General features: G+C 42.4%; 6 protein-coding genes. 4 read left to right on the forward strand and 2 right to left on the reverse strand.

Going from position 1 to position 11,836, the window contains the following annotated elements:
• From JWR61_RS24780 to JWR61_RS24795, 4 genes are all read left to right on the forward strand, one after another.
• On the forward strand, positions 1-485 hold a 485-nt coding region (locus JWR61_RS24780; RefSeq protein ID WP_301930356.1), incomplete at its 5' end, for an FAD-dependent oxidoreductase.
• 327 nt (positions 486-812) lie between these two features.
• A complete protein-coding gene (locus tag JWR61_RS24785; RefSeq protein ID WP_301930357.1) occupies positions 813-1,208 on the forward strand; it encodes a transmembrane 220 family protein in 396 nt (131 codons plus the stop codon).
• Positions 1,209-1,349: 141 nt separating this feature from the next.
• Positions 1,350-2,414 carry a PAS domain-containing protein gene (locus tag JWR61_RS24790; protein WP_301930358.1) on the forward strand — a complete coding sequence of 355 codons (1,065 nt, stop codon included), beginning with the start codon at positions 1,350-1,352 and terminating at the stop codon, positions 2,412-2,414.
• 410 nt (positions 2,415-2,824) lie between these two features.
• Positions 2,825-3,466 carry a hypothetical protein gene (locus tag JWR61_RS24795; RefSeq protein WP_301930359.1) on the forward strand — a complete coding sequence of 214 codons (642 nt, stop codon included), beginning with the start codon at positions 2,825-2,827 and terminating at the stop codon, positions 3,464-3,466.
• Here JWR61_RS24795 and JWR61_RS24800 read toward each other — a convergent pair.
• The gene (locus JWR61_RS24800; RefSeq protein WP_301930360.1) at positions 3,456-5,324 is read right to left on the reverse strand and encodes a hypothetical protein; all 1,869 of its coding nucleotides are present in this window, start codon (positions 5,322-5,324) and stop codon (positions 3,456-3,458) included. The genes JWR61_RS24795 and JWR61_RS24800 overlap by 11 nt on opposite strands.
• Before the next feature lie 9 nt (positions 5,325-5,333).
• On the reverse strand, positions 5,334-11,834 hold the full coding sequence (locus JWR61_RS24805; RefSeq protein ID WP_301930361.1) for a hypothetical protein: 6,501 nt from the start codon (positions 11,832-11,834) through the stop codon (positions 5,334-5,336).
• Positions 11,835-11,836: the final 2 nt, after the last annotated feature.

Here is an 11,836-nt window from a genome sequence, read left to right on the forward strand (position 1 = left end):
GCAGCGTCATAAAGGTAGTACTTGAATTTAATCACCGTTTCTGGCCGGCAGAGGCAGGCTTTATAATCAGTGACGAATTGTTTAAAACCTGGTGGACACAATTACCTGATACTTCAGCCATATTAACAGGTTGGTTGGGTGGCCCGGGTGCTGAAAATTTATCCGATGCAACCGATGAGTTAATATTATATAAAGCACTGCAATCGCTGGCTTCTATTTTTTCAATGTCAGTTATTCAAATGCAGGATATGCTGACAGCCAGTTATATTTTTAACTGGCAAAACGATGTGTTCGCTTTCGGGGGCTACAGTTATGATACCATAGAATCATCCGGAGCAAAAAAACTGCTTAGCACGCCTTTGGATAAAACACTCTTTTTTGCAGGAGAAGCGCTTTACATTGGCGAAAAAAACGCTACTGTTGAAGCCGCTTTGCAAAGTGCCGCGACTACGGCTAAAATAATACTCAGCGATCTGATTGGTTAAAATTGGCTGCTGAAACGAAGCCTCGTACAAATCTGCCAGGCTGCTATTTTTATAAATCACCAACAGGTTACTTTTTATTACCCGGCTAACCGAAATAGCCGGGTGTTTTTTCACCTTATCTCAATCGTATTGATCTGAAAACTACGCTTCTAAAAAAAAAGAACTGATAATTGGTAAAGGTTTTTGCGTACGTCCTGCCTTAAATCAGATAGCAAGTTTCCGCAAATTTCCATACTTTTTTTATGTAGATTGCGGAAAGTATATTTGCCGCCTGTGAAGACAAAATAAGCCCCTTTAAAATTATCTTTAAACCTTCAACGAATTGCCGTGAAAGTATTTAATCTTATTTGCTGCTTTTTATTTATCGTATTCGCAGCGCTGCAATACAATGATCCTGATCCGTATGTTTGGGTACCAATTTATATGTACACGGCTGTTTTATGCTGGCTGGCGGCGAAGAAACGATATTATCCCAAATTGTATTTGTATGGAATAGGGGTATACACATTGTATGCAGTTTACAAAGCTTTTGATGCCAATGGCCTGGTGGATTGGATTAAGCTGCACCATGCAGAAAACATTGCTGGAACCATGAAAGCTGAACAGCCATGGATTGAAGAGTCCAGGGAGTTTTTTGGTTTACTGATTTTAATTGCTGTGCTGGCCATAAATTACTATGTCGCCGTAAAGAAACGTTCTGAAAAGAATGTAATAGGTCAATAGTGGCACTGGAAAGATTTTGCCCTTTTCTAAAATGGTGCATGCCAAATTATAGTAAATTTTGCGTATCCTCTCTCAATTAACCCAGAATTCATTTTCAAACCAATGATTTTGTTTAGTAACAGCAACGTTTAATAATATTCAATGAAAAAAAATTCAGTTCGGGAAAGTGAATTTATTAAAGCGATTGACCGGTTTAAACTTTTATCCCTTGCCACTAAGGAAGGCATCTGGGAATACGATTTTATCACAAAAAAATCCTTTTATAATGAAGGCATTACCGAACTTTTCGGACATGGCTATCCGGAAATAGAAGACAACAATACCTGGTGGAGAAACAATATTCACCCACAGGATAAAAACAGGGTCATCAATGCCCTGGACGACTTATTGGCCGGTACTGAAAATGTGTGGTGGGGTAAGTACCTTTTCAGATGCAAAAACGGAAATTACAAATTAATTCTCGACAGGTTGTTTGTAGTCAGAAACGAAGACAATACGCCGATCAGGCTGATTGGCACAATGCAGGATCTTTCGGAACTGGATACACTGGAACAAAAGTTTGACCATATCCGGCAGGAACATCAGCAAATTATTTACAAAGCGGTCTTCCAGGCAGAAGAAGCTGAGCGTCACCACATCAGTGAAGAACTGCACGAAAATATCAACCAGGTGCTGGGTGCCATCAATTTGCATATCGCCAACGCAAAAAAACATGTCAGTATTACAGGGCTTGCCTGGCTGGAAGAAGCCCAGCATTTATTGTTGGAGTCAATCTCTGGAATCCGGGTTTTATCAAAGCGCCTGTCCCCAATTTCGCTGAACATGCTTGGTTTAAAACTAGCACTGGAAGAATTACTGATTGCTTTAAAAAAAGAGAATCAAATTCATTACACCCTTTTTGTAGACGACATTGATTTCCGTAAAGTGAATATAGATTTACAGACTGCCTTTTATCGTATTGCACAACACCAGTTTACGAATATTTTAAAACATTCCAACGCTACCCATGTAACGGTGCGGCTTACCGTTGTTAACAAAAAAATAAAAATGCGTATTAGTGATAACGGCACCGGCGTTGATCTTAAGGGGTTACAGTTTGGGAAAGGTTTTTCAACCATTCAGCAAAGATCTGCCATTTTTGGAGGCAGCTTTAACCTGGAAAGTGTGGAGGCAAAGCCAGGTTTTACGATGGAAGTGATGATATAAAAAAAGTGCACAGAGTTGCGTTCAATGCATTCCTTGTATCTGCAATTGATCAAGTTAAAAAAATAACTGCAACAACTTTTTTTGATTGTTATTGTACCTAACCTCTTTCCTCACTTTAAAAAACATTTCTAAAAAATGCAGGCAGAAAAACTTGCATCGGTTCATATTTTTTTCTATCTTACTACTGTTTTTATTCGATTGCATGTGCAGTATCGGGTTTGGTCCGAACAGAGAATATTACCACTTTAATAAAGTTGAATAATGAGTCTCTTCGTATGTTAGCTATTAGGAATCTTTGCTCAAACTGTCTTCATTTGCGGGTCATTCCCTGTCTTGTGGTCTCAGAATGTCCATTGAAACTGAACGTGAGTTATGGAACATATTTCTTCTAAAAAGGTGTCTCTTTGTCAATGACCATTCCAACTTCTTTAACATGCATTGTTTTTTTTGGTAAGACAGGTTCGGGTAAAACGATGTTACTGCAACAGCTTGAAAACTCAGGCTACCCCACCATCAACATTGAACAAACGGCATCTCACCGGGGATCAGCCTTCGGCGGAATGCTATTGCCTCCGCAACCCTCGCAAGATGAGTTTGAAAACGTACTTCAGAATAAATTCCTTTTACACTCCCACTCACCTTATATTTTTATAGAACAAAAAGTATCGCCGGTAGGTATATTACGACTTCCGGGTTGGCTTAATGCAAAAATGAATGAAGGAATTTCTCTGCAACTGGAGGTTGAAAAAAAAACAAGGGTTCAAAATATTTTGAAAGCATATGGCCCCGCAGGAAAGGAAAGCTTTCTGACCGCTTTAAACAAATTACATAAGCGTTTGCCCCACCCCGTTATGCAACAACTGGAAGCATTGCTGCAGGAAGAAAATTATACCTCATTTATAACATTGATGCTGGATTATTATGATGCAACAACAAACTACACTACTGATAATAAACAGCGCATCAATGTACCGGTAAGCGGCAACAATCCATCTGCCGATGCAAAAGAAGTTTTAACTGTGCTTGAACGTTTCGGTATTGTTATTTTTTAACTGCATCCACACGGTCATAGTAAAGACCACTTGAACCTTCTCCACGCCCAACCTGTTTTCTATATCCATACCAGTTTATTACAGCACCGTTATACCAGCGGGTTCTTTGGAAAGTAGCGGACAATTGTACGCCCGCTCTTGGTATTTCTTCTTCATTAATAAAGTAAGCCTTAGCTTTTTCGTCGTCATCTCCTGCAATGCCTTCCCGTAATAATTGCGTTACCGGCCGTATGTGTGTAAATTCATTATTAAACAGCCTCGGCATGGCGGCACGTTGCAATTTTACCTGCCTGTTCAATTCATCTGAATGCACCGGTATAAAAGGTATCCAGTTTTCAGGAACTGTATTGGCAAGCGTATACCGGAACATCACATCAACATCTGTTTCATTGGTAACAGGTGTAGTATCAACTGCCTTCAATGCTTCTGTAAAAGATCTTGAACTATTATGACCGTCTGTATTACTTCCCAGTTCATCCCCCACGCTTGATTCTATTGCCCATATGCTGTTGGTCATTTCATCTCTTACAAAAAACACTTCCTCAGCCGGCTCACTTTCTAAATTTTTCACCACGTTGGGCAGTACGAGCAACCTTGTATCTGTTGGTACGTTCCTGGCGCCGTCCGGATTTACAGTACTTAAATTGTACATGCCCCATCCGGCCCAGTTATCTGTATTTCCCTGTGTAGCTGATTGTACAAAAAACTGCTGGCCGAATACATCAGTAACTATAATTCCTTTTATTTCACACAGTGTGCCGACCGGAACACCGTATGGAACCAGCAACCAGTCTGTATTATACATCAGTGCATATTCAGTAAAAACAAGTTTCGATAAATCGGTTGTCTGCGCATTGATATTACCCAGGTCAACTTTTCCATCTTCAAATTGCCAGAAACGGGAATTGGGTGCACCCGCGAATTTAGCCTCCACGGGTATTACCGACAACAGTTGTTCTTTTATATTTAGCATATCACCTACATCCGCAGCACCGGAAATACCTTCCACAGTTTCAACCTTGTTCACATCCATAGAAAACCAGTCCAGGTCTCCGGAATAATATTGGTCGGCCGAAAGGACAATATTGTTGCCATCTTCGGCTGGCAATGCACAATTAAACTGGTACTCCAGTTTTGACGGAACCCAAGCGGAACTTTCCGCAGACGAAAAGACGTAATTTTTCTGGTACCATGCCACAAAATCATTCATGGCAGCTGTAAGTAAAGGGGTATCACCTCCAAGGCTGATAGCCGCTATAGCGTTAACCTGGCTGGCAATGATAGCTACGTACAATTTAGCTCCATCAAAATACCTGCCTGCTGAAGCATTGACCATGTTTACATAATTGTCATTGCTTAGTGACTTTACTTTACCGATGATGGTTGCATTGGTGTCACCGTTTTGTACCGGCGCTATTTCATCTATACCAAATTTTTTAATGAGGTTAGGCTTATACAATTTACTTGCATTCGGTACCACCGGGTTGGCGTTTTCTCCCGCACGGTCAAGGCACCTGAGAAAGATATAGGCGGCTTCCAGCTTACTTTTAAAATCAAGCTTATAAGGCATGCTTTCTATGCGTTCTTCCAGCGGAATAGAATCGTCAAAAGGCTGCGCTTTTCCATTGGCTGTTTTTACGTGCGTAATGGCGGTGGTTTTCATGTAAATTTTTGAAAAAATGGCGGAGCCGGTATCTTCTCCCTGCAACTCTCCAAACTGCCATTGCCTGGTAAGCATCCACAACGCATCATGCACATCTGCTTCAAGCACTTTATCAAATTCAGCATGCCGCGGCCTTGCCTCCAGGCGGTTCCAGGCTCTGAATGGTTCACACGAAAAAATGTCTATTCTTGGCATACAATAAATTTATTTTGGTAAAACTACATCTGCTAAATCCATAACAACCTGTACTCCCAGCGGATTGGTATCTTCATTTCTAAACTGTGGTGGCACTACTTCAGAGAAAATGCCAGGTAATACCTGTCCTAAAAAGCTTTTGTCAAAATGATCCGGCTCTACCGCCCTGTTCTTGGCAAGATCCACCGTGTCAATGATCGTGTACACCAAATCATCCCATGTCCACTGATTGGTGATTTCCGGCGTTACTGCCAGTAATATGGATTGTGGTGGGGATGCATTGGGATTATTATAGTTAAAGGTGATGCCCGTAGTTTGTTCCTTAACAGGAATAATTTCCAGCCATTCGTCAATTATAAAACCCGATTGAATGCCGGCCGTTTGCAACTGTTTAGGATTGAGCAATACGAGTGATGTAACATCACCAACTGGCGCGAATGCTGACGGATACTCTATACCCAGCCAGTAATCTCCGTCTGCGTAAGGAAGCTGAACAGGTTCTGCCTGGGCAACAGGCAGATTGTATATATCCGTTGTTTGTATCACCATGGAAAGATCATACATACGCTCCCTTACTTTGGACACATTTTGTAACCAGTCTTCCATAACCAGCGATCCGCCATTTCTTGCAATCTTCTTATCGGGTGCAAGTGCCAGTTCTTTTTGTATACTGGTTGTTTCCAGCGGCGTATACAATGGATTTACAATGGCATTTTTACCCAATACTATTTTGGTAAGCTCAATTAACTTTTGCACTCTCAACTTTACACTTGTAACGCTTGCCATTGCCGTTACTGCTGCGGTTGCTTCGGCTTCCCTGGCCACCGCTTGTTTGTAAATATTGACCACCTGTTGCAGCAAACCCGTTGCCCGCTGGTCACCTGTTGCTGCCGCATCAAAAGGTATAGAAAGCGCATGCGGTATGCCCAGGAACACGGCATTGTGCAGGTATGTAAACAAGGTATCAACCTGCGCCACAGTTGGTACTACATCATTTACAGGCGTTTTACCACTAAGCACATCTGTAAGAAAAGCAGCAGTAGCAATGTCCTGTATAAATAGTTGCAACGATTTATGTGCTGCTGTAACCCGTTTGTTTAATTCGTCCGCATCACAATTGCCTGGATTATCAGGATTTACCGGGTCGTTCGGCAGCCGGATATCACTGTCTCCGGCATATTTGGCGCTGCTCACCATATTGCGGATATACTTCATCAGGATGTATATTTCCGACAAAGATTTATCATCCAAACTCCAGCCATTATCCCGTTCTTTTATATCAATCGTAATCACAGACTGATAATCATTGTTTGCCTTTCGATAGAGACTGATGATTATTTCCTGCAATTCGCTTTCGCCTCCCGGCACCAGGAAGAGGTCGATTGCCTGCAGCCCCGATGCACCAATGTCAAAGCTTGTTTTTGTAACGTTATTATTTGCATCAACGGCTGTAAGTACATATTTGATTGCTTTTGCCGGCCCTAAAGTAAGGCCAAGCCAGTTGTTGAACGATGGCTCTGTCAATGATCTTACGGTAGGTGCCGCTGCCCAACCGGCAGGCACCTGGAAGAAATTATTGGTTGCGGAAAAATTCAAAATGATGCGCTGCGTTACCACTGTACCGTTTCTTACAGTGTCAATAATTTGAGGATCAGGCATGTGCTTTCCCTCTGCCAGTGCTGTTAATACGGCACTTGCCCGAACATGATTGCCTAATACCATCTGGTAAACACTTTCCGACATCGCCAGGTCTCCCAGTGCATCAAATGCATCTGCCATCCGGTCTATCTCTTCAATGATGCTGTCGTATACTTTATTTTTATTGTCGCCGGCCAGGTTCGCATCAAGTACATCGGTTATCAATTTTGGAAACTTTGCGTAATTATTGGCTTTCAGCAATTCAGCAATGGTATCATCTTTTATTGCCGGGTTAGATGGCCAATCCACGGCAGCGTGCACTTTATCAAGTATGGTCGTGCCGTTTACAACAAGGCTTATATAGGTTGCGCTGCCATTGGCAGTTTCATCCACTGCCTGCTGCAACGGAAATACTTTGCGTAGCGGTTGAATATATTTGTCCAGCTCGATTGTTTTGTAACGGTCATGCAATCCTCTTTCAAATTGAAAACCAAGAATGGCACCCAGTTCCTGGCCGTTCCGGATTCCTTCGATCAATTGCATTGCCATGCGAACGCGGCCGGATGAAATATTGACTGCAAGCCGGTTGGCGATATCTTCTGCAGAAGTATTGTTGGTCATATAGGCATTGCGCAATACCGCAGCAGTAATAGCCTGCCCGATAGATGGCCCGTGAATAAAGCCCTGGTTGGAGGCGTCGTGATAAACAGGTTTCGTGGCATCCAGCTTAAAATTGGCCAGCTTTTTCTGATCTGCAAATTTATCCTTGCCTTTATCCCTGCGCAGGTTTTCAACATACCCGTAGGCGCCAAGAAAAACGCCTGCTGGTTGTTTCGCTCTCTGCTGCTGCAACCGCTTTGCAACAAAGCCGAGCAGCCAGGAATCAAGGCGGTAAGTGCAGAGATCAACGTGTTCCGCCATCAGCAAATCCAGCTCGTTTGTGGTGGCACGTTTTAGTGTTGTTATTGCCTGCCTTGTACGACTTAATTTGTCAAAAAATTGTTTATGCGAATTATTGAACATTCCCGGGTTGGTAGTTTTCACTCCATCAAGATAATTAGCCAGTGACTTCGGCCCCTGGTTAATAAACTGGTAAAATGGTTTGGCTGTAGTGGCAGGTGGCAAAGCAATATCAGTCACCAAATCACTCAGGGTTTTAAAAAGAAAATGCCACTTGGTCAGATACTTGTTTACATATTTGCCATTCTGAAATAATTTGTAATGGTAATGGCTTGTATTGCCTGCGATGCGCCTGTCAAGCTCAGGTAAAATTGCTTCCGATTGTAAAATATTCAATGCTGCCTCCTGATACCCCTGCAGCAAAGATTGCCGCAATAGTACAAAAAGCATGGTATCAAAAGGAATCTTTGCCGGGTCTCCTACCGCATTTCCTCCGAGTAAACTGTTGGCGCCGGAAGTCAACAGCCAGCTTAAGTAATCGCTTTTTAAACCGTTGTCGGCATCAGGTATCGTATCAATTAAGTTTCCGGTAACAGGCAGCGAATTTTCTACCAGTCTGGCAATAAACAGGCGGGATGATTCGAACTGGTGCAGGATGCGGGAATATTTGGCATCCGTAAGCTGCCATGTTGTAAGTCCTCCGGGCCACCGCTCATCTATAAAATCAAATGATGGTGTAAAAACGCCGTCCAGTATTTGGTTTTTGAAAAGCTCTGTCAAACCATTTGGACCAAAGACATCTGTTGCCTTAAAGTTGGTACCAAATCCATCGGCAGAAGCATTAGGGCCTTTGGCAATGTTAATGGCATACCTGTAAAAATAATCGAGAGAGCTGGCATTTAATCCCAGCATTTGTACAAAACGCTTTTGAGCGTCCTCGCCTTCCATATCAAGATTTCCCGAATGAATTACATTGTTGTCACGAAGCGATGTCCATGTATTCTTCAGCATATTCAGCAACCTGTACAGGCGCATTTCATACCGCTGCTGCAATTTATTTTCCAGGGCAGGCGAAGGCACAGTCCATGGCAAAATTGTTTTTGCTTCATCAATACTTAAATCAGGGATGTTGCCTGGATATAATTGCAATTGGGAAAATGCGGTAGTGGCTAAAATACCATACGGCTGCATTCCAATACGCACGGATGGAACAATGCCTCTTCCCACGCAATAATTAGTAAAGAAATTTTCTGTACGCCGGATATTGTCATAGGTAAACAATCCATCCCACATTTCTTCCATATAATGCCCAAGCGATACTCCCCATAAAGCCCTGTTGGCGGCAAAGGCATTGGCAATTTCAAGATTGCCAGAATAGTTGGCAAACTGGGTAACCGCATTGTCAATACCCAATGCATCTGAAAAATATTTGCCATCTGCCTTTTTAAAAATATCTGTTTCGCCCAGGTTATATTTCAGGTTATTTATTTCAATGTCATATCGCTGCTGCGAGTCATTACCGCTTTGCCAGCCTGATGCAGCTTCATGTGTATTATTGGTAGGCGTACCCACTTTTAAAAAGTCAAGGCCGTCCACCCCATAAATGTGATTAGTGATAAGCTGTTCAAACAATTGTTTTGAATTGGTTGCATCAGATCCTTTAATTCCCAGTACAATTAACCTGTCAAAACCATTATTATATTCATCATCAGTAATGTCGAGTGTAATACCAAATCCTTTTGAAACGGCGGTATTGTAATCAGTCATCCACTTTAGCCCTTCGTCAATATTCAGGTTGCCGTCGGCATCAATTGTAAATAAAGACAGATCATCAAATTTTTGCGGATCCAGGCCCAGCTGCACGGTTTCATCTACTGCATTACCAACGGCAATGCGTGTAAACTGGCTGCCTTTCATGGTGATTACGGCAAATTTATCGGGCAGGCAATTTGAATAAGGCGCCACGGTCCAGTCTTTATCTTTTGCAGCTACTGCCGGAAATACAAATGGATTGTCTATCGCGTTAACAAAGTCTTTGTGATTAACAGGTTTTATTTTATTTAATGCGTTTTGTATGCTTTCAAGATTGCCGGACATCATATGAAGGCTATGGACAAACGCCGCGGCTATTTTTTGTTTCAGGCCGCTTAAATCCTGGTTACTGGTGATCAGCTGGTTTAACAACCCTGCTGTATTTATAAAATTGCTTCTGAATTTTTCGAGTAAAAAATCCTGCTCCTTTTTTAAGGAGGAAAGTATTGTGCTGATTTTTAAAAGATTGGTATGCACCTCTGCCAATGCTTTTTGTGCAAAAGTGGCCGATACAATGTTTGATATGGGCTTATCTAACGGCAATTGTTTTAGCCGTGCATTGATTGCGGTAAGGATAGTGATTGCATCAATAATTTTTGAAGAAGGGCCGGTCTGAAAGATAGCTTTGTTTGCAGCAATAGCAGAAGGGTTTAACACCCTCGCCACCCATGACGCACGGTGTGTGCCCAATGCCTTGCACAGGGTTTGCCAGGCGGCCATTTGTAAATCCTTATCGCCACCAGCCGCCCACCAAACTTTCCAGAACTGTTTACCGGCATCTGTTTCTGTTGGCGACAAAGCCTCTTCATGCGTTTGTACAAAAACATCATCCGGATAAATACGCACCCACAGCTGGTTAACCATTTTTGGCGGATCAGTGATGTATACCGGCTTTGGAAAATTTCCAACCGCCTGGCCGGCAAAGCCGCCGATAACACTGGACACACTCTGATTAAAAAATGTACTGATCAGATTTTTACCAGCGCCCTGAGATTTGTTCGCCGTATTGTAATTATTAATTTTTGTAACGGAGTTGGTGACTTCTGTGTTGATAGAAGCAAACAAACTTTGCAGTTTTGATATCTGCCCCGGCTTTGATTCCAATATCGGAGATTGAATTGTTTTAGCGAGCGAATTAATCCGGGGCTCCAGGTAGGTCTTGTATTTTTTTATCACCTCGTACCCCTGTTGTTTTTGGGCATTGAATCTTTTTATTTTAACCAACGCTTTAATTCCGCTAAAATAAACGTCGCCCGTTTGTACGGCTGGCGGGCCGGGTAAATTATTTAATAACAGCAGCGAGCCAGCGGCAAAAGCATTGCTCAAAGCAATAATAGCGGTTACAACCGGTTGTGCTGTTTCAGTTGCAAATTTTTTCCATGCAGCATCGGTATGCATTTTCTCAATAGATGCACCCAACGTGCCGAGTTGTGTTTGTATATCTGCCTGTAGTTGTTGAATGCGTTTTCGCTGCGTTGCATCTATATATTGCAACGCTTTGATACCTGCATCAACGTTCTGATAAAAGTCCTTAATAACATTTAAAGTGTCGGTGATGTATCCATACAGCGTCTTCTTATTTTTTACATCTGTATAAGGCACTTTCTTCTTGTTAACACCATTCAATGTTTGCAGTGTATTACTGATAGCTGTAAACCTGTCAATCAATACCCGAGCAGGTTCCAGCGCAGCCAGGTCAACAATCTTGGTACCTGTTACAGCCGCATTTAATTGTGCAATGGCCATATTTAATTTTTGACTATCAGCAGGAAATATACTCTGAGACGCTGCAACAACAGCCTGCATATCTTTTTGCATATCGCCGAACAACTGCCGCAGCCAGCCCTTTTCCTTTACCAGCAAAAGGCCCATGGATTGTATCAGGGTTATCAGTGAATTTGTATCGCCAGTTAACGTACGCACACTATCGCCAGTTAAACTGACTTGCACATTGATCGCTTCTATCTGCACAAAAGCCATTGTTTCCAGCACTGATTCAATGGTAGCTTTTGCTTCAGGCGCTTTTTTTTCCACCTGCATAAATCTTGTCTCTATCCGCAGGGGAAGCAGTACATAAGGAATCGAATCCGTGTGCCGGGCTACAGTAGCTCTTATTTCGTCAAGCCTGGGGTCTTCTACTTGTGCATTGATGGTTGCCATAA

Origin of the sequence: Ferruginibacter sp., assembly GCF_028288465.1 — a bacterium.
Taxonomy (GTDB): Bacteria; Bacteroidota; Bacteroidia; order Chitinophagales; family Chitinophagaceae; genus Ferruginibacter.

Bases quoted from the DNA above. Each gene is read 5' to 3' on its own strand.
- JWR61_RS24790 (WP_301930358.1), top strand. From the start codon at position 1,350: ATGAAAAAAAATTCAGTTCGGGAAAGTGAATTTATTAAAGCGATTGAC.
- JWR61_RS24795 (WP_301930359.1), top strand. From the start codon at position 2,825: ATGACCATTCCAACTTCTTTAACATGCATTGTTTTTTTTGGTAAGACA.
- JWR61_RS24800 (WP_301930360.1), bottom strand. From the start codon at position 5,324: ATGCCAAGAATAGACATTTTTTCGTGTGAACCATTCAGAGCCTGGAAC.
- JWR61_RS24805 (WP_301930361.1), bottom strand. From the start codon at position 11,834: ATGGCAACCATCAATGCACAAGTAGAAGACCCCAGGCTTGACGAAATA.